The sequence below is a fragment of the Streptomyces sp. NPDC003284 genome, from assembly GCF_053589675.1.
On the sequence record NZ_JBSFSI010000003.1, the window covers coordinates 201,824 to 219,972 of the forward strand.

Genomic DNA, 18,149 nt, shown 5'->3' on the forward strand with positions numbered 1-18,149 from the left:
ACGCTTCAGCCCGCGCTCTGCTCTTCCGCCAGGATGCGGTCCAGGGCCTCGTCGAGATGGGCGTCGAAGTCCTCCAGAGCGCCCTCCTGGCCCAGCGGGACCAGTTTGTCCGTGCGGTCGAGGAACGCCACCAGGGGCGCGGTGGAGGACCGGAACAGCGCCCGGTCGGCGCCGACCTGAAGGCGGATCAGCACCTCGGCCAGCTCCTCGTTGTCGGCGGGACCGATGCGCACATCGCCGTCGCCGCACGGCCTGCCCACCCCGTCGACCAGCAGTTCCCGGCCGAAGGCCCAGGTGACAGGGGCGTCGCCGGGCAGATGGAAGGTCAGCCGTACGGCATAGGGATCACGGGTCTCGTACCGCAGTTCCACCGGAATGCGGAAGGAGAGCTCCTCGGACACGAGAAAGCTCATCATGACCTCTGCCTGTACGGACTCGCGCATCGCTACCCCGTCATCTGCCGTCGACTGGCCGGGAATGGTCCCCTTGATACTGGTGGCATCTTGCTGAACGTATATGGCAGATCACAAGGAGTGAGTTTTCAGATACTGATAGCGAGCGCGAGGGCGCCGACACGCCGTCCCACCTCGCTCTGGAGCTGCCGCGCCGCGGGCAGCAGCCGGTCGGCCTGGTGCGCGGGGAGCGAGAGCGCCATCGTCGCCGCCGTGGCCCCCACGGTGATCGGCACGGCCGCGCAGACCGTCCCCAGCGCGTACTCCTGCCGTTCCGTCACCGGCTGCATCCTGGGCATCCGTTCGAGCCGCCGCAGCAAGGTGTGGTCGTCGCGGACGGTGTACGGAGTGATGGACCGCGCCGGGTAGCGGGACAGATGGTCCCGGCGGGCGCTCTCGTCCAGCTGGGACAGCAGACACTGGCCGATCGCGTGCGCGTGCCCGGTCTCCCGGAAGTCCGCCCACTCCTGGACGGCCGGATTCGCCGGGGTGTCGGAGACGCACACGACCTCGATCTCACCGTCCCGGTACATGGCGTAGTACACCGGGACGCCGATCAGATCGCGCCATTGTGCGAGCGAGTCGACGACCGTGCTGCGACGTTTCTGCGCCGCTCCGCTGCTGCTCAGCCGTTCGGCCGCCGTCCCGAGGAAGAACAGCCCGCGGTCGCGGTACAGATAGCCCTCGTGGACCAGGGTGCGCAGCAGGTGGTAGGCGGTGGGGAGGGCGAGGCCGGTCTCCCGGGCCAGTTGCTTGGCCGGGGCCCCGTGCTCATGCCCCGCGACGGTCTCCAGCAGGCGCATCGCACGCTGCACGGATCCGATGAGGGTCTGTCCCGCCGGGGCGGGCGGCTGCTCCGGCACACCGACGCGCGGACGCTCCACCGCGGGCGCGGAGCGCGGCTGCGCGGGAAGCCCGGTGGAACCCGACGGCGCCCGGGGACCCGGGGGCGCGTGCGGTTCTGCGGGTGCGGTGTCAACCGTGGCCAAGGGTCACTCCCGTAGCGCGAGGGGCAGCCCGTGCGGAGGACACGGGTGGGGGAACGCTGCCCGCGGGGGCCGGCCCCCGCTTCGATTCCCGGACCCTATCCGCCTGTCACCGCTCCAGGACGGCCTGTCCGGAAAACTTCCCTCCCGCGGGGGACCCGGCGACGCCCCTCACGGGTCACCGGTGCCCCCTGAGGCTCACCAGTCGCCGCGCGACGACGAACTCGACATGAACTTCCGCACGATGTAGATCAGACCGCCGATCAGCGCCACGAAGATCAGCAGCTTGAACAGCAGACCGATCACGAAGCCGACGACCGTCGCTATCAGGCTGCCGAAGACGACCAGGGCGATGACCGGCACCGCGATCCACTTCACCCACCACGGCAGTCCCGTGAAGACTTCTCGCATTGCCCTCGTCCTTACCTCTCCGCCGGCCCTGCGCCGGGTGCTCGGTGGCCCGCACCGTCCGGTGCCGGGACCTCTCGTACGTCCTGCTTCGATGCTAGGGCCGATGCGGGCCCGGACGGGGCTTCCGCATCCCTTGTCCTCCCCTGACCGTTCCCCTAGGGAACCCTGAGACGGCGCCTCACGCTTCCGGCGGAGAGAACACCACGAGGACCCGCAGATCCTCGCTGATGTGGTGGAACTTGTGGGCGACCCCGGCCGGTACGTAGACCACGCTGCCGCGCGCCACCTCGGTCGTCTCCAGGCCCACCGTGAGGGAGGCGCGGCCGCTCACGACGAAGTACACCTCGTCCTGGCGGTGCGGGTTCTGCGGGTCGTGGCCGCCCGCGTCCAGCGCGTACAGGCCGACGGACATGTTCCGCTCCCGCAGGAACTGCAAGTACGCGCCGTCGTTGGCGGCCCGCTCCGCCTCCAGTTCGTCCAGCCGGAATGCCTTCATCACCCTCGCCCGTGTTCGTCGCCGATCTCGTCTGCCACGATCAGACACATGAAGAATTTCGTAGTCAAGACGATCGCCAACGCAGGCGCCCTGGCCGTCGCCGTCTGGCTGCTCGACAAGATCACACTGACCGGGGACAACACGGCCAAGGAGGTCGGCACCCTCATCGGTGTCGCGCTGGTGTTCGGGCTGGTCAACTTCCTGGTCAAACCGGTGGTGAAGGTGCTGACCTTCCCGCTGTTCATCCTGACGCTGGGCCTGATCACCCTCGTCGTCAACGCGCTGATGCTGCTGCTGACGTCCTGGGTCTGCGACAAGGTCGACCTGAGCTTCCATGTCGAGGGCTTCTGGACCGCCGTCCTCGGCGGACTGATCATCTCGGTCGTCTCCTGGGCGCTGCACATGGTCCTGCCGGACGAGGACTGAGCAGGTGCCGGAGGGTCGCGTCCTTCGCCGCGGAGGATGCGGCACCGGTCCGGCTGCGGTGTCCTGAGAGGGTGGGTACGGCGAGCCACAGCCTGCTCGCCACGGCGCGAGAGCACGTGCCGCGAGAGCATGTGACATGTGAAGGGACGGACGGCATGAACGATTCCGCTGCGGGTGGCAGAAACGGCGGGGACGGCGTCGCCCGTACGCCCGTCGGTGACGGCACGCGCGCCGTCCGGGCCGGGCTCCCCGAACCGGTCAAGCACGAACCCACGCTCCCTGGACCGGTCTTCGCCGCCCACTTCCACCTCCCCGGCGACCCGACGGGGCCGTACACCTACGGCCGCGACGAGAACCCGACCTGGACCCTGCTCGAACGCGCCATCGGCGAGCTGGAGGCGCCCGGCGCGCAGGACGCGGACGGTGTCGAGACCCTCGTGTTCGCCTCCGGCATGGCGGCCGTCTCCTCGGTGCTCTTCTCCCAGCTGAGCGCGGGCGACGCGGTGGTCCTGCCCGACGACGGCTACCAGGCACTGCCCCTGGTGCGCGACCAACTGGAGGCGTACGGCATCGAGGTGCGCACCGCGCCGACCGGCGGGGACGCCCAGCTGGAGGTGCTGGACGGCGCGCGGCTGCTGTGGATCGAGTCCCCCTCGAACCCCGGGCTCGACGTGTGCGACATCCGACGCCTGGCCGAGGCGGCGCACGCGCGGGGCGCCCTGGTCGCCGTGGACAACACCCTCGCCACCCCGCTGGGGCAGCGGCCCCTGGACCTGGGCGCCGACTTCTCCGTGGCCAGTGGCACCAAGCAGCTCACCGGGCACGGCGACATCCTGCTGGGCTATGTCACCGGCCGGGACCGGCCGGCCATGGCCGCCGTCCGCCGCTGGCGGAAGATCGTCGGAGCCATTCCCGGCCCGATGGAGGCGTGGCTCGCGCACCGCTCGATCGCGACCCTGCAACTGCGCATCGCCCGGCAGAACACCTCCGCGCTGGCCGTCGCCGAAGCGCTGCGCGGGCGTCCCGAGGTGACGGGACTGCGTTACCCGGGGCTGCCCGACGACCCCGCCCACGCGATCGCCTCGCGGCAGATGCGGCGCTTCGGCTGCGTGGTCTCCTTCGTGCTGCCCACGCGCGCGCGCGCCGAGCGGTTCCTCGACGCGCTGCGGCTCGTGGACGACGCGACGAGTTTCGGCGGGGTGCGCTCCACGGCCGAGCGGCGCGGGCGCTGGGGCGGTGACGTGGTGCCCGAGGGCTTCATCCGGCTGTCCGTCGGCGCGGAGGACCCGGCGGACCTGGTGGCGGACGTCCTGCGGGCGCTGGACGCGTCGGCGCACTGACGGCAGGTGCGGCGGGCGGTCCGAACCTCCCCCCTCGTGGCTCGGACCGCCCTCGGTTCCGCGCGCGAAGAACCGCCCGAACAAGGCTAGTTGACTCTGAGTCAGTGTCCAATCACCGTAGCGACAGAGGCCTATCGACATATTTATAGTGGGGCGGCCGGGGGCTGGACGGGGGCACCGAGAGGGGAGGGCGTTCCGTGGACCTGGCGTTGCTGCGCACCTTTGTGACCGTGCACCGGGCCGGCTCCTTCACCCGGGCGGCAGCGCTGCTCGGCCTCTCCCAGCCGGCCGTCACCTCCCAGATCCGCACGCTGGAGCGACAGCTGGGGCGGCCCCTGTTCCTGCGCCAGGCCCGAGGCGTGACACCGACGTCCATCGGGGAGGAACTCGCCCACAAGGCCGCTCCGCACCTGGACGCGCTGGTGGAGATCGCCGAGGCGGGCCTCGACGACGAGTCCTCCTTGCGCACGCTGCATCTGGCCGGGCCCCCGGAGTTCACCGCCGAGCGGGCACTGCCCGCGCTGAGCGAGCTGACCGGGTACGACGGCCAGGGCTTCGCGCTGCGCGCCTCGTTCGGAACCGCCGAGGAAGCCCTGGAGGGGTTGTCCGCCGGCCATCACGACCTGGTCATCAGCACGGCCCAGCCGCGCGGCGCCCTGCTCACGGCGACGGCGCTGTGCGACGAGGAGCATGTCCTGGTCGCCGCTCCGCGCTGGGCCCACGGCAACGGCTCCGCCCGGCGCGCGGGCAGGAAGGCGCCCGCCCCGGAGGACGTTCCGGTGATCGAGGTCCATGAGTCGCTGCCGTTCGTCTCCCGCTACTGGGCCTCGGTGTTCGACACCCCGCCGACCGGATCCGGCACGGTGATCGTCGCCGACCTGCGTGCGGTGCTCGCCTGCGCGGTGGCGGGCGCGGGGCTCGCGGTGCTGCCCCGCTATCTGTGCGCCGCAGCCCTGGAGCGCGGGGACGTGGTGGCACTGCACGAGCCGGCGGTGCCACCGCTGCGGACGTACTTCCTGGTGATTCGGACCGGCACCATGGCCATGCCGCACATCGCGCGGGCCCATGACTGGCTGCTGCGCGCGGCCGCCGACTGGTGCTGAGGACATCAAGGGGCATCGCGGCACAACAGCGGCGATGACGTCCCGCGATGTTTCACGTGGAACCAGCGGGGCCACATTTCTCCCATGACCGTCCGACCCGTGGTCAAGCGCACCGCCCGAGCCGTTCTCCTCGACGGTGACGACCTGATCCTGATCAAGCGCACCAAACCAGGTGTCGATCCCTACTGGGTCACCCCCGGCGGCGGGGTCGAACCGGACGACACGACCGTCGTCGAAGCCCTGCACCGCGAGGTCCATGAGGAGCTGGGCGCCAAGATCGTCGATGTGGTCCCCTGCTTCGTGGACACCGTGGAGCACATCGGTGCGGACGGCGGCGCGACCGGAGTGAAGGTGCAGTACTTCTTCGTGTGCCGTCTGGAGTCGATGGATCCCTCCCTGCGGCACGGTCCGGAGGTGGACGAGCCCGCCGGCGAGTACGAGATCGTACGAGTGCCGTTCACCCGGGTCGGCATCGCCTCGGTCCACATGGTCCCCCTGTCGCTGAGGCACTACCTCGACGGGAACATCGAGGGCGTCCGCGCCCTGCACACCCCGGATCTGGGCTGATCACGAGAACCTCGGCCGTACCGCACGGTCACGTTTCACGTGAAACACCCCAACAGCCCCGATCCGGGCCCGGCCCGCGTCGGCCCCCGAGTCGTCCCCCACACCCGCACCCGGCCCGTGACGTGGCCAAAAGCACGTACGTCTCTCCCGAAACAAGTGGACGCCGACGACATCCATCGGACAGCCTGACCTGCGTGTCGACTCCTTCCCCCGCCGCGTGGCCCATTCGTCCTCTGACGCGCCGTGACCTCACCGCCTGCGCCGACCTGTCCGAGAACCGGGGCTGGCCACGGGAGGAACACAAATGGGGCCTCCTCCTCTCCGCCGGGAGGGGGTACGGCATCGACGACCCCGACGGGGGACTGGTGGCGGCCTGCGTCGTCACCGGGTACGGGCCGCAGGACGGACCGGACCTCGCCGCCGTCGGTATGGTCCTGGTCGCCGAGCGCCATGCGCGCCGCGGTATCGGCCGCCGGTTGATGCGGCACATCATCACCGCGGCGGGCACCACACCGCTGACCCTCTACGCCACTCCGAACGGCCGTCCGCTGTACGAGGAGCTCGGCTTCAAGGTCATCGGCCGCTCCGAGATGGTGCGCGGACGGTTCTCACCGGAGCCCCGGCCGGAAGGCCCCGCCACCCGTCCGGCGTCCGCCGAGGACCTCGCCGCGATCCTGCGGCTGGACGAGGAGGTGTTCGGCGCCGACCGGACCCCGGTCATCACCCGGCTGCCCGCGTTCGCCGACCAGTTCCGGGTGGCCGAGGAGAACGGCCGTCTGATCGGCTACGCCGCCGCCTGGCCGAACATGGACACACACGTGGTGGGCCCGCTGATCGCCCGGGACACCGAGACCGCGAAGGCCCTCATCGCCTCCCTCGCCGCCCACACCGACCGCCCCCTGCGCACCGACATCGACGTGCGCCACGAAGAGCTGCGGGAGTGGGCCGCACAGCGCGGGCTGACCTCCGTCGCCTTCAACTCCGTGATGACGTACGGGATCCCCGAGCTGCCCGGGGACGCGGCGCGCCGGTTCGCTCCGCTGACCGTGGCGGCGGGCTGAGCCACCCGGTCTCCCCAGACGCCTGAGCGCCGGCCTCCGTCCCCGAGCGGGACGGAGGCCGGCGCTCACCTCCTCTGCGGCCGGTGTCAGGCGAGCTGCTCCAGCGCGGCGACGGCGAAGCCGTGATCCTGCTCCGGTGCTCCGCCGCCGACCCCGATCGCTCCGATCAGGCGGCCGTCGCGGTGTACGGGCACGCCGCCCGCGATGAACAGCAGCGGCCGGTCCAGCGCCGTGGGCAGCGTGTGGAAGAGGCCGCCCGGCTGCACGGCGTCGACGAGTTCGGCCGTGGCGGAGTCCAGCTGAAGGGCTGTGTACGCCTTGCGGGTGCTGGTCTCCCCGGAGATCAGGACGGCCCGGTCATCACGGCGGAAGGCGAGCAGATGACCGCCCGCGTCCAGCACGGTGACGCTGACGGCGACACCGGCCGCCTCGGCGGCGCGGTGGGCTGCGGTGACCAGGGTCTCGGCGTCCTGGACGGTCAGCGGGGCGACGGCGTGGATGGTGCTCATCGGAGGGTTCTCCTCGTGGGTGGTGCCCTGGGCGGGGGTGCCGTGGGCGGACGGTGCTGCCCCGGGGGTGCCGGGGACGGACGGTGCCGTGAGGGGTCACGGACGGATGGGGAGGGCCGTGATTCGGTCGGCGCGGTGACGGCGTCGGCTCCGCGGTAGCCGGTCGTCCCGGGTCAGTGGGGGACGGGGGCCGGGTGCTCCGCCGGTACCGGCCCGGTGACGACCGGGCCAGAGGCGCTGTCCCGGCGTTCCAGCGCGGCGGAGACGACGGCGAGCACCAGGGCGCCCGCCGCGAGTGCGGCACCGACCCAGTTGGGCGCGGTGTAGCCGAACCCGGCGGCGATGACCAGCCCGCCGATCCACGCGGACAGGGCGTTGCCGAGGTTGAAGGCGCCGATGTTCACGGCCGAGGCCAGCGTCGGGGCGCCGTGGGCCTGGTCGAGGACGCGCTTCTGAAGCGGCGGTACGGTCGCGAAGCCGAGGGCGCCGATGAGGACGACGGTCACGGCCGCCGCGATCTTGTTGTGCGCGGTGACGGTGAAGAGCGCCAGGACCAGCGCGAGGGCGCCCAGGGAGACGTACAGCAGGGGCATCAGGGCGCGGTCGGCGAACCGGCCGCCGACGAGGTTTCCCCCGACCATGCCGAGGCCGAAGAGGACGAGCAGCCAGGTGACGGAGCCGTCCGAGAAACCGGCGACACGGGTCATCATCGGCGCGATGTAGGTGATGGCCGCGAAGACACCGCCGAAGCCGAGCACGGTCATCGCCATGGCGAGCAGCACCTGGGCGTTCTTGAAGGCGGCGAGTTCGTGGCGCAGGCGGACGCCCTCGGGCCGGGGCAGGTCGGGGACGAGCCGGGCGATGCCCGCCAGGCCGACGACGCCGAGGGCGGCGACCGCGGCGAAGGTGACGCGCCAGCCGGCGGACTGCCCGACCAGGGTTCCCAGGGGCACGCCGACGACGTTGGCGACCGTGAGACCGGTGAACATCATCGCGATGGCACCGGCGCGCTTGCCCGGAGCGACCAGCTCTGCCGCGACCACCGAGCCGATGCCGAAGAAGGCGCCGTGGGCCAGCGAGGCGACGACCCGGCCGATCAGCATGACGGAGAAGGAGGGGGCCAGTGCCGAGAGCAGGTTCCCGGCGATGAAGAGGCCCATCAGGAGCATCAGCATCCGCTTGCGGGAGATCTTGGTGCCCAGAACGGTCATCAGGGGGGCGCCGAGCATGACGCCGAGTGCGTAGCCGGTCACGAGGAGGCCCGCGGTGGGGATGGAGACCCCGAAGTCGCCCGCGACCTCGGGCAGCAAGCCCATGATCACGAACTCGGTCGTGCCGATCCCGAAGGCCCCGATCGCGAGGGCCAGAAGCGCGAGAGGCATGGGGAGAAACCTTCCCAGAAGATTGCAGGAGCGCTTTACGTTCTCTGACAATAGTTGCAGACGCGGGTTAAAGGCAAGCGATGACAATTGCGCGGCTGCTCTATCCTGGAAGCAGCCACCCCGGGATGGAGGAACGCCCATGACAGCGACGGATCCGGCGCTCACCGCGCTCGCCCAGGGCTGGTGCGCCCTCTCTCTGCTGCACGGCAGGATCGAGACGCACATCGAGCGCGCCCTCCAGACGGGACACGAGCTGAGCGTGCGCGAGTACTCCCTGCTCGACGTGCTCAGTCGGCAGCACGACGGCGAGGGCGGTCATCTACAGATGAAGCAGGTCGCCGACGCGGTCGTCCTGAGCCAGAGCGCCACCACCCGGCTCGTCACACGGCTGGAGGACCGCGGCCTCCTGGAGCGGTACCTGTGCCCGACCGACCGCCGCGGCATCTACACCAACGTCACCCCGGCGGGCCTCCGGCTCCTGGAGGAGGCCAGGCCGACGAACGACACCGCGCTGCGGGAGGCACTCGACGAGGCCGCGCAGAAGCCGGAACTGGCCCCTCTGGTGCGCGTCGTGGAGTCGCTGCACGCCCCCGCCCCGGCTCCGGCGCCCGTGTAGCCCCGGCGCCCCGCGTTCACCGTCTCCGCCTAGGCTGCGGGGCATGGGAGATCTTGAGATACGCGCCGCCGCCGCCGAGGACGTCCCCGCCATCGTCGCCCTGCTCGCGGACGATCCGTTGGGCGCGCTGCGCGAGTCCCCCGACGACCTCGCGCCGTACCTGGCCGCCCTGGAGCGGCTCCGTGCCGATCCGAACCAGCATCTGGTGGTCGCCGTGCGGCAGGGCCGCGTCATCGGCACCCTCCAGCTCACGATCGTCCCCGGGCTGTCCCGGCGCGGAGCCACCCGGTCGATCATCGAGGGGGTCCGTATCCACGCCGAGGAACGCGGCAGCGGCCTGGGCACCCAGCTCATCGAGTGGGCGGTCGGCACGTCACGGCGCGAGGGCTGCGCCCTGGTGCAGCTGACGACCGACCGGAGCCGCACCGACGCGCATCGCTTCTACGAACGGCTGGGCTTCGAGGCCTCGCACGTGGGCTACAAGCTGCCCCTGTGACCGCCGCGGGACCGATGGCGGAGCGCCCCGGCCACCCTCGCGCCCGGCCCACCGACACCGGCTTCGAGGGTGGCCGTTTCACGTGAAACGGCCACCGTTCAGCTCTCCACGGCTAGCCGATGCCCCGCCACCCCTGCGGGTCCACGCCGCCGGGCACGGCGGAACCGCTGTCGTACGGCTGACGGGTGAACACGAACGAGCCGAGATCGAGGTGGTCCACGGATCCGTCCGGTCGCCTCACCACCCGCAGCGGCTCGCCGGCGTAGTACCCCTCCAGACCCGTCCAGGTGCCGTCACCGTTCGCCCGGAACCGTGACCGGCGCCCGGGGCCGGCGAGCGGCTCCAGCGAGAGGAGTCCGTCGCCGGTCAGCCGCAGACCGAAGCCATGGGTCCCCCAGTACCACTGCCCCGCCAGCTCCAGCACCGCCGGATCGACGTCCCGCGACGGCCGCCAGGGCTCCGGGATACGCGGTTCGGCATCGGCCACGATCCGGACCAGCTCGGCTCCCACCGTGGCCGTCGGGACACCGGAGGTGCAGTTGGCCAGCACCACGGCGGCCACATCGTCGTCCACGGAGAGGGTGAGCGAGGCGAGGAAGCCGGGCAGCGATCCCGAATGCCCCACCAGGAGCCGTTCGCCGGAGCGCCGCAGCTCCATTCCCAGCCCGTACGCGTAGCCCGTCACCACATCCGCCGCCGCACCCGGGGCCGCGGGGGTGCGCATCTCCTGGAGCGACCGGAGACCGAGCACCCGGTCGTCGCCCCGGACGAGGAAGGAGGCGAACCGGCCGAGGTCCCCCGTCGTGGACCAGAGTTGCCCGGCCGGAGCCATCCGCCCGAGGTCCTCCACGGGCTCGGGGAGCATCACATCGGCCCATGGATGCACGGCCCAGCCGCCCGCGTGCGGCGCCCTGGGCCGCACTCCCGTCGCGTTCAGCCCCAGCGGATCGAGCACCTCACGCCGGAGGACGTCCTCCCACGCGGCCCCGCGCACCTTCTCGACCAGCGCGCCCAGCAGGGCGTAGCCGGGGTTGGAGTAGTGGAACCGTCGGCCGACCGGGTGCCGCAGCGGCTCCTCCCCCAGGACGTCGGACAGTTCGGGGCGCAGCGTCCCCGGTGTCCGCTCCCACCAGGGGGCGGGCGACTCGGCGGCCAGACCGCCGGTGTGGGCCAGCAGGTCGACGATGGTCGCGTCGCCCGCGCCGGTGCCCGGCAGATGCTTCTCCAGCGGGTCGCCGAGGTCGAGCAGACCCTCGTCGCGCAGCCGCAGGACGAGCACGGCGGTGAAGGTCTTGGTGACGGAGCCGATGCGGTACTGGGTGTTCTCGTCCGGTGCGTGTCCGTCCACCGACGTCCGCGCGCCGTGCCAGACCGTCCTGCCGTCCCGCACGACGGACGCGACGAGCGAGGGCGCCCGCCCTTCGGCCTGGGCGACGGCGATCCGGTGCGTCAGGGCGCGGCGGGTGCCGGGCAGCAGTTCATCCTGAGGTGTCGTCATGCCCCCAGTCCATCCGGGACGGCTGTGCGCGTCGAGCCCATTTCGCCGGGCCGCGCCGCGCCGTGCGGACGGACGCCTCGTCAGTCGCGGTCCGTGGTCTCCGGCGCGTGGGGCATCAGGGGGAACAGCCGCGTGATGAGTGCCACCGGCCGGGCGCCCTCCGGGCGGGCCAGCGGCCGTTGTTCACGGTCCTGGTAAGGCGCGAGGGCCTGCCGGACCGCTTCCGCGACGCGGTTCATCTCCTCGGGCGTCAGATAGGCGACCGCGCTGAAGGCCGCGTCGTGACGCCACTCGGGAGGGGCGTCGTCCCGCTGGGTCAGCCAGCGCTGCCAGCTCTCGTCCTCCAGCCCTCTGGCCAGATCACCGAACGCGTCCTCGGCCGACCCGTCGGCGGTGGGACTGTGCCGCGCCAGGCGCCAGGGCCGGGCACGTCCTCCGCGGTGCGGCGCCTCCTCGATGCGACCGTGCCGGGCGAGCTGCCGCAGATGGAAGGAGCACAGGCCGGAGCTGTAGCCCAGCCGGGAAGCGGCTTCGGTGGCGGTGACGGTGCCGACCTCCGCGAGCAGGTCCAGCAGCGCGGTGCGGACCTCGTGCTCGCGCAGTCCGCCGTCGGTGTCACCCGTACGGTCACGCGGGATGTCGCGGTCTTCAGTCACTTTGCAAAGTCTGCTACTTTGCAAAGCCAAGCGCAAGCCGAAGAGCCGCCAGTCGAAGAGCCGAAGAGCCGAGGAGAGACGCCGTGACCGAGCGAACCGGGCGTTCCCGCCCCGCCGACCGGCGGATCCGCGTCCAGGGCCGTCCCGTCGACGCCTTTCCGGACCGGGCCGCGCGGGCGGAGCACGGCTCGTTCCGCCGGATCACGGTGGTGGGCGAGGAGGTGCTGAGCCGTCCGTGCCTGGAGGTGACCGCGTTCGGGACCGCGGAGCTGGCGGCGCTGATCGACGACATGTTCCTGACCATGTACCTGGCCGACGGGGCCGGTCTCGCCGCCAACCAGGTCGGCGTCGGCCTGCGGCTCTTCGTGTACGACTGCCCGGACGACGACGGGATCCGGCATGTCGGCCACCTGGTCAACCCGGTCCTGGAACTGCCCGAGCCGGGCGGCCGCCGGCTCATCGACGACGTCGAGGGCTGTCTGTCCGTACCCGGCGCGAACATGACCGTGCCCCGCACCGACCGCGCCGTGGTGCGCGGCTTCGACCAGCAGGGCGCCCCGCTCGTCATCGAGGGCACGGGCTACTTCGCCCGCTGCCTCCAGCACGAGACCGACCACCTGGCCGGTCACACCTACCTGGACCGGCTCTCCGCACGCGACCGCAAGGACGCGCTGCGCCAGATGGCGGACCGCCGCGAGGCCGTCTTCGCCCAGCGGGCGTCCCGGGCCGCGGCGCTGAACGGCTGAGGCGTGGACGACCGAGCGCACCACACCTCGCCCTGAGCGCGAGCACCGCCGACGAGCCCGGACCGCGCACCGATGAGTTCCCGCGCCGCGCCGGTCCCTCCGCCGGGCACCCACGGACGGAAGGCGGGGCCGTGCGGAAACCGATCTACGGCATGCACCTGTCCCTGGACGGCTGCATCGCCGCGGCCGACGACGACATCGGCTGGAGCGGACCGCCGAGCGACGAGCTGTTCCGGTGGTGGCTCGACCACGAGCGGGCGAGTGACCTGCGCCCGCCTGTTCAGTGGCGGTACGCCCTTCTTCGCCGTGCTGGACAGCTGGGTGAACCTGGACCTGGTGGGGACGCGGACCTTTCCCGGCGGCGTGGTCCTGACCAGGTACGGGACGAGACACTGAGCAGCAGCACCCGCGCGCTGGTCTCACGGTGCCGCCGTACAGAGCACCGGCGCGACACGGCCCGTGGGGTGACGACCTCGGCCGGGAGACTCCACAGGGGCCGTGGTCAGGTCTGGGCCATGTCCACGAAGCGGGAGTAGTGGCCCTGGAAGGCGACCGTGATCGTCGCGGTCGGGCCGTTTCGGTGCTTGGCGACGATCAGGTCCGCCTCGCCCGCGCGCGGGGACTCCTTCTCGTAGGCGTCCTCGCGGTGCAGCAGGATGACCATGTCGGCGTCCTGCTCGATGGAGCCGGACTCACGCAGGTCGGAGACCATCGGCTTCTTGTCGGTGCGCTGCTCGGGACCACGGTTGAGCTGGGAGAGGGCGATGACGGGAAGCTCCAGCTCCTTGGCGAGCAGCTTGAGGTTACGGGACATGTCCGAGACCTCCTGCTGGCGGCTCTCGGCGCGCTTGGAGCCGCCGGACTGCATCAGCTGGAGGTAGTCGATGACGACCAGCTTGAGGTCGTTGCGCTGCTTCAGGCGGCGGCACTTGGCCCGGATCTCCATCATCGACAGGTTCGGGGAGTCGTCGATGTAGAGCGGGGCGGCGGAGACGTCCGGCATCCTGCGGGCCAGCCGGGTCCAGTCCTCGTCGGTCATCGTGCCCGAGCGCATGTGGTGCAGGGCGACGCGGGCCTCCGCGGACAGCAGTCGCATCGCGATCTCGTTGCGGCCCATCTCCAGCGAGAAGATGACACTGGGCAGGTTGTGCTTGATGGAGGCGGCGCGCGCGAAGTCCAGGGCGAGCGTCGACTTGCCCATCGCGGGACGGGCGGCGATGACGACCATCTGGCCGGGGTGCAGACCGTTCGTCAGCGAGTCGAAGTCGGTGAACCCGGTGGGCACGCCCGTCATCTCGCCGCTGCGCGACCCGATGGCCTCGATCTCGTCGAGGGCGCCCTCCATGATGTCGCCCAGCGGCAGATAGTCCTCGCTGGTGCGCTGCTCGGTGACCGCGTAGATCTCGGCCTGGGCGCGGTTGACGATCTCGTCCACGTCGTCGTCGCCCGCATAACCCATCTGGGTGATCCGGGTGCCGGCCTCGACCAGGCGGCGCAGCACCGCGCGCTCGTGGACGATCTCCGCGTAGTACGCGGCGTTCGCCGCGGTGGGCACCGTCTGCACCAGCGTGTGCAGATACGAGGCGCCGCCCACCTTGTTGATCTCGCCGCGCTTGGTCAGCTCGGCCGCGATGGTGATCGGGTCGGCGGGCTCGCCCTTGGCGTAGATGTCGAGGACGGCCTGGTAGATCGTCTCGTGGGCGGGTTTGTAGAAGTCGTGGCCCTTGAGGATCTCGACGACGTCCGCGATGGCGTCCTTGGACAGCAGCATGCCGCCGAGGACGGACTGCTCCGCGTCGAGGTCCTGCGGGGGGACCCGCTCGAAGGCCGAGCCGCCGCCCTCCCAGGCACCGCTCTCCTGGCCCCGGTCGTGCTGTTCGTCGCGGCCGCGCCCGCCTTCGGGCCGTCGGCGGGAGGCAGGCAGACGATCACCTGGTCCGCTGTCGGCCCACGGGTCGTCCAAGGGCTCGGAAATGCTCACCGAGCGGCCTCCTCCCGTCCGCCGAGCGGACCTCGCCGTGCCCCTCATTTCTACGGCACGGCACTGACATATCGAGCAGCCCGCCTCCGCTTCCGGCGCGTCGTCTCACGACGGTTCGGGAGCAGGCGAAAGGAGCGGGCGCCGGACCACGGTAGGCCCCCGGGCACCGTCAGCCAATCTGGTTATCCACAGGCCATGTGGACGACGGGCCCGATGCTGTGGAGAACTCGGCGAAACCTGTGCACGACCCGGTGGACAGTGCTGTGAACAAGCCCTCGCCGGATTCCAGGGACCACTGCTGACCTGCTGGTTTCCCGTCCACCGGCTGTGCAGAAGAAAAACTTTCCCCATCGGACCAAGATCGCTTCGAACAGTGCGCACACCTGCACAGCCCACCAGCAAAAGTAAGGGTCCAAAGCGCTTTGCATCGCTTACCTGTGGACGGATAGATTGGTGCCCATGACACAGGCCCCCGCACGCCCCGCGGCCGACCGCCGCCGGCATGACCGAGAGATCGTCGCACTGGCGGTCCCGGCCTTCGGCGCACTCGTCGCCGAGCCGCTCTTCGTGCTGGCCGACAGCGCGATCGTCGGCCACCTCGGCACGGCGCAACTGGCCGGTCTCGGGGTCGCCTCCGCCCTGCTGACCACCGCCGTCAGTGTGTTCGTCTTCCTCGCCTACGCCACCACGGCGGCGGTCGCACGCCGTGTCGGCGCGGGCGACCTCCAGGCCGCGATCCGCCAGGGGATGGACGGCGTATGGCTGGCGCTGCTGCTCGGCGCCGCCGTCATCGTGGCGGTGCTGCCCACCGCACCGGCGCTGGTGGACCTCTTCGGCGCCTCGCACACGGCCGCCCCGTACGCGACGACGTATCTGCGGATCTCCGCCCTGGGCATCCCCGCCATGCTCGTCGTGCTCGCCGCCACCGGGGTGCTCCGCGGCCTCCAGGACACCCGGACCCCCCTCTACGTCGCCGTGGGCGGCTTCGTCGCCAATGCCGTCCTCAACGTCGGACTGGTCTACGGCGCCGGCCTCGGCATCGCGGGCTCCGCCTGGGGCACCGTGATCGCCCAGTGCGCCATGGCCGCGGTCTACCTCGTCGTGGTGGTCCGCGGAGCCCGCAGGCACGGCGCGTCCCTGCGCCCCGACGCCGCGGGCATCAGGGCCTGCGCGCAGGCCGGTGTTCCCCTGCTGGTGCGCACACTCTCCCTGCGGGCGATCCTGATGATCGCCACGGCGGTCGCGGCCCGCCTCGGTGACGCGGACATCGCCGCCCATCAGATCATCCTGTCCCTGTGGAGCCTGCTCGCCTTCGCACTCGATGCCATCGCGATCGCCGGGCAGGCCATCATCGGCCGCTTCCTGGGCGCCGGTGACACCGCGGGCGCCCGGGACGTCTGCCGGCGCATGGTGCAGTGGGGCGCGGTGGTCGGCGTCGTCCTCGGACTTCTCGTGGTCGTGAGCCGCCCGGCGTTCCTGCCCCTGTTCACCAGCGATGCCACGGTGAAGCACACCGCGCTTCCCGCTCTGCTGCTGGTGGCGCTCTCCCAGCCGGTCTGCGGCATCGTCTACGTCCTCGACGGCGTACTCATGGGCGCGGGCGACGGCCCGTACCTGGCCGGGGCGATGATCCTCACCCTGGCGGTGTTCACCCCCGCCGCGCTTCTGGTGCCCGTGTTCGGCGGCGGGCTCACCGCGTTGTGGGCCGCGATGGCGCTCATGATGACCGTGCGCATGCTGACCCTGTGGATACGCACCCGGTCGGGCCGCTGGCTGGTGACGGGCGCGACGCGCTGAGGCCGGCGCCCGCCCGTCACCGCCCCGGTGATCGCGCTGTTTCACGTGAAACCGTGAAAACCGGTGAAACCGTCACACCGTGAAACACGGACGTCCTTCCCGCCTCGTGAGCCGCGCTCGCACGCCGTACGGCCTGCGTGGCGCGAGCCCGCCCCGAGCACGAAGAGGGGCCGCACCCTGCCGGGTGCGGCCCCTCTCTCAGCTGCGTTCAGCCGAGCACGGCGATCAGGCCGCGACGACCTCGATGCTGACCTTGGCGGCCACCTCGGGGTGCAGACGCACGGACGTCGCGTGGGCGCCCAGGGTCTTGATCGGCGCGCCCAGCTCGATGCGGCGCTTGTCGACCTCGGGACCACCGGCGGCCTTGATCGCCGAAGCGACGTCGGCCGGGGTGACGGAACCGAAGAGACGACCGGCGTCGCCGGAGCGGACGGCCAGACGGACCTTCACACCCTCGAGCTGGGCCTTGATCTGGTTGGCCTGCTCGATGGTCTGGATCTCGTGGATCTTGCGAGCACGACGGATCTGCTCGACGTCCTTCTCGCCACCCTTGGTCCAGCGGATAGCGAACTTCCGCGGGATCAGGTAGTTGCGAGCGTAACCGTCCTTGACGTCGACGACGTCGCCCGCGGCACCGAGGCCGGTGACCTCGTGGGTCAGGATGATCTTCATGAATGGCTCACCCTTCCCTTATCGCGCGGTGGAGGTGTAGGGCAGCAGCGCCATCTCACGGCTGTTCTTGACGGCCGTGGCGACGTCACGCTGGTGCTGCGTGCAGTTGCCGGTCACGCGGCGGGCACGGATCTTGCCGCGGTCGGAAATGAACTTCCGCAGCATGTTCGTGTCCTTGTAGTCCACGTACGTGACCTTGTCCTTGCAGAAAGCGCAGACCTTCTTCTTAGGCTTGCGCACAGGCGGCTTCGCCATGGTGTTTCTCCTGTGTGATCAAGAAGTGTGGGTACGGCCCACCCTCGGTCCGGCCGGGTCCGGGGACCCGGTGCACAGACCTAGAAGGGGGGCTCGTCCGAGTAGCCGCCACCGCCGCCGGAGCCGGAGCCGGAACCGCCGCCCCAGCCGCCGCCGCCCTGGTTGCCACCGGCAGGAGCGCCGGTCGCCCACGGGTCGTCGGCGGGAGCGCCGCCACCGCCCTGCTGGCCGCCACCGGAGCCGCCGCCCCAGCCGCCGCCACCCTGGCCGCCACCGCCACCGCCGCCGTACCCGCCCTGGCCGCCGCCGCGGCCGCTGGTCTTGGTGACCTTGGCCGTGGCGTTGCGCAGGCTGGCGCCGACTTCCTCGACGTCCAGCTCGTAGACCGTGCGCTTGACGCCCTCACGGTCCTCGTAGGACCGCTGCTTCAGCCGGCCCTGCACGATGACGCGCATGCCTCGCTGGAGCGACTCCGCGACGTTCTCCGCCGCCTGACGCCAGACCGAGCAGGTCAGGAAGAGGCTCTCGCCGTCCTTCCACTCGTTCGTCTGGCGGTCGAAGGTGCGGGGCGTGGACGCGACGCGGAACTTCGCGACCGCCGCACCGGAGGGGGTGAAGCGCAGCTCGGGGTCGTCGACGAGATTGCCGACGACCGTGATGACGGTCTCGCCTGCCATGGGGGTACCTCTCGGCGGGTTT

General features: G+C 71.2%; 21 protein-coding genes and 1 pseudogene. 10 read left to right on the forward strand and 12 right to left on the reverse strand.

The genetic code is table 11. The features are described 5' to 3' along the window. Positions 1-5 precede the first annotated feature (5 nt). The 4 genes from ACWDYF_RS07960 to ACWDYF_RS07975 all read right to left on the reverse strand — a co-directional run bounded on the left by ACWDYF_RS07960 (position 6) and on the right by ACWDYF_RS07975 (position 2,345). The gene (locus ACWDYF_RS07960) at positions 6-443 is read right to left on the reverse strand and encodes an SsgA family sporulation/cell division regulator (RefSeq protein WP_018566260.1); all 438 of its coding nucleotides are present in this window, start codon (positions 441-443) and stop codon (positions 6-8) included. Positions 444-541: 98 nt separating this feature from the next. Next, a complete protein-coding gene (locus tag ACWDYF_RS07965; RefSeq protein WP_018566259.1) occupies positions 542-1,315 on the reverse strand; it encodes an IclR family transcriptional regulator in 774 nt (257 codons plus the stop codon). 321 nt (positions 1,316-1,636) lie between these two features. Then, a complete protein-coding gene (locus tag ACWDYF_RS07970) occupies positions 1,637-1,849 on the reverse strand; it encodes a DUF5326 family protein (protein WP_018566258.1) in 213 nt (70 codons plus the stop codon). 178 nt (positions 1,850-2,027) lie between these two features. Beyond that, positions 2,028-2,345 carry a cupin domain-containing protein gene (locus ACWDYF_RS07975; RefSeq protein WP_018566257.1) on the reverse strand — a complete coding sequence of 106 codons (318 nt, stop codon included), beginning with the start codon at positions 2,343-2,345 and terminating at the stop codon, positions 2,028-2,030. Between the two features lie 48 nt (positions 2,346-2,393). Between ACWDYF_RS07975 and ACWDYF_RS07980 the strand changes: the two genes are divergently transcribed. The 5 genes from ACWDYF_RS07980 to ACWDYF_RS08000 all read left to right on the forward strand — a co-directional run bounded on the left by ACWDYF_RS07980 (position 2,394) and on the right by ACWDYF_RS08000 (position 6,842). Further along, positions 2,394-2,771, forward strand: a complete 378-nt coding sequence (locus ACWDYF_RS07980) for a phage holin family protein (protein ID WP_018566256.1) — start codon at positions 2,394-2,396, stop codon at positions 2,769-2,771. Positions 2,772-2,926: 155 nt separating this feature from the next. Beyond that, entirely contained in the window at positions 2,927-4,111 is a 1,185-nt protein-coding gene (locus ACWDYF_RS07985; RefSeq protein ID WP_389462773.1) for a cystathionine gamma-lyase, read from the forward strand. Between the two features lie 197 nt (positions 4,112-4,308). Further along, positions 4,309-5,214: a LysR family transcriptional regulator gene (locus ACWDYF_RS07990; RefSeq protein ID WP_389462772.1), complete on the forward strand. Its 906-nt coding sequence runs from the start codon at positions 4,309-4,311 to the stop codon at positions 5,212-5,214. Between the two features lie 84 nt (positions 5,215-5,298). After that, positions 5,299-5,781: an NUDIX domain-containing protein gene (locus ACWDYF_RS07995; protein ID WP_018566253.1), complete on the forward strand. Its 483-nt coding sequence runs from the start codon at positions 5,299-5,301 to the stop codon at positions 5,779-5,781. 194 nt (positions 5,782-5,975) lie between these two features. Next, positions 5,976-6,842 (forward strand): GNAT family N-acetyltransferase, encoded by an 867-nt coding sequence (locus ACWDYF_RS08000; protein WP_389462771.1) that lies wholly within the window; start codon positions 5,976-5,978, stop codon positions 6,840-6,842. 86 nt (positions 6,843-6,928) lie between these two features. Here the strand turns inward: ACWDYF_RS08000 and ACWDYF_RS08005 are convergent, their stop codons facing one another. Together ACWDYF_RS08005 and ACWDYF_RS08010 are read right to left on the reverse strand one after the other, a co-directional pair. Beyond that, positions 6,929-7,351: a GlcG/HbpS family heme-binding protein gene (locus ACWDYF_RS08005; protein WP_381738915.1), complete on the reverse strand. Its 423-nt coding sequence runs from the start codon at positions 7,349-7,351 to the stop codon at positions 6,929-6,931. 173 nt (positions 7,352-7,524) lie between these two features. Further along, complete coding sequence (locus ACWDYF_RS08010) at positions 7,525-8,733, reverse strand: MFS transporter (protein WP_389462770.1); 1,209 nt, start codon at positions 8,731-8,733, stop codon at positions 7,525-7,527. Positions 8,734-8,872: 139 nt separating this feature from the next. On the opposite strand from ACWDYF_RS08010, the gene ACWDYF_RS08015 reads away from it, so the two are divergent. Then, positions 8,873-9,349, forward strand: coding sequence for a MarR family winged helix-turn-helix transcriptional regulator (locus ACWDYF_RS08015; protein WP_389462769.1), 477 nt, complete (start codon positions 8,873-8,875; stop codon positions 9,347-9,349). A 43-nt stretch (positions 9,350-9,392) separates the two neighbouring features. Further along, a complete protein-coding gene (locus tag ACWDYF_RS08020) occupies positions 9,393-9,845 on the forward strand; it encodes a GNAT family N-acetyltransferase (RefSeq protein WP_037894530.1) in 453 nt (150 codons plus the stop codon). 112 nt (positions 9,846-9,957) lie between these two features. Here the strand turns inward: ACWDYF_RS08020 and ACWDYF_RS08025 are convergent, their stop codons facing one another. Next, positions 9,958-11,343, reverse strand: coding sequence for a serine hydrolase domain-containing protein (locus ACWDYF_RS08025; RefSeq protein WP_389462768.1), 1,386 nt, complete (start codon positions 11,341-11,343; stop codon positions 9,958-9,960). 80 nt (positions 11,344-11,423) lie between these two features. Continuing rightward, a complete protein-coding gene (locus ACWDYF_RS08030; RefSeq protein WP_389462767.1) occupies positions 11,424-11,999 on the reverse strand; it encodes a helix-turn-helix domain-containing protein in 576 nt (191 codons plus the stop codon). A gap of 83 nt (positions 12,000-12,082) precedes the next feature. On the opposite strand from ACWDYF_RS08030, the gene def reads away from it, so the two are divergent. Next, the gene (gene def / locus ACWDYF_RS08035) at positions 12,083-12,745 is read left to right on the forward strand and encodes a peptide deformylase (protein WP_389462766.1); all 663 of its coding nucleotides are present in this window, start codon (positions 12,083-12,085) and stop codon (positions 12,743-12,745) included. Positions 12,746-12,876: 131 nt separating this feature from the next. Continuing rightward, positions 12,877-13,141: pseudogene (locus ACWDYF_RS08040) on the forward strand (hypothetical protein). 106 nt (positions 13,142-13,247) lie between these two features. Here ACWDYF_RS08040 and dnaB read toward each other — a convergent pair. Further along, the gene (gene dnaB / locus ACWDYF_RS08045; RefSeq protein WP_381738904.1) at positions 13,248-14,726 is read right to left on the reverse strand and encodes a replicative DNA helicase; all 1,479 of its coding nucleotides are present in this window, start codon (positions 14,724-14,726) and stop codon (positions 13,248-13,250) included. 459 nt (positions 14,727-15,185) lie between these two features. On the opposite strand from dnaB, the gene ACWDYF_RS08050 reads away from it, so the two are divergent. Continuing rightward, complete coding sequence (locus tag ACWDYF_RS08050) at positions 15,186-16,523, forward strand: MATE family efflux transporter (RefSeq protein ID WP_018566242.1); 1,338 nt, start codon at positions 15,186-15,188, stop codon at positions 16,521-16,523. 225 nt (positions 16,524-16,748) lie between these two features. On the opposite strand, the gene rplI is transcribed toward ACWDYF_RS08050, so the two are convergent. From rplI to ACWDYF_RS08065, 3 genes are all read right to left on the reverse strand, one after another. Beyond that, positions 16,749-17,195: a 50S ribosomal protein L9 gene (gene rplI, locus ACWDYF_RS08055; protein WP_018566241.1), complete on the reverse strand. Its 447-nt coding sequence runs from the start codon at positions 17,193-17,195 to the stop codon at positions 16,749-16,751. 18 nt (positions 17,196-17,213) lie between these two features. After that, positions 17,214-17,450 (reverse strand): 30S ribosomal protein S18, encoded by a 237-nt coding sequence (gene rpsR, locus ACWDYF_RS08060; protein ID WP_003949403.1) that lies wholly within the window; start codon positions 17,448-17,450, stop codon positions 17,214-17,216. An 80-nt stretch (positions 17,451-17,530) separates the two neighbouring features. Beyond that, complete coding sequence (locus tag ACWDYF_RS08065) at positions 17,531-18,127, reverse strand: single-stranded DNA-binding protein (protein WP_389462765.1); 597 nt, start codon at positions 18,125-18,127, stop codon at positions 17,531-17,533. Positions 18,128-18,149 lie beyond the last annotated feature (22 nt).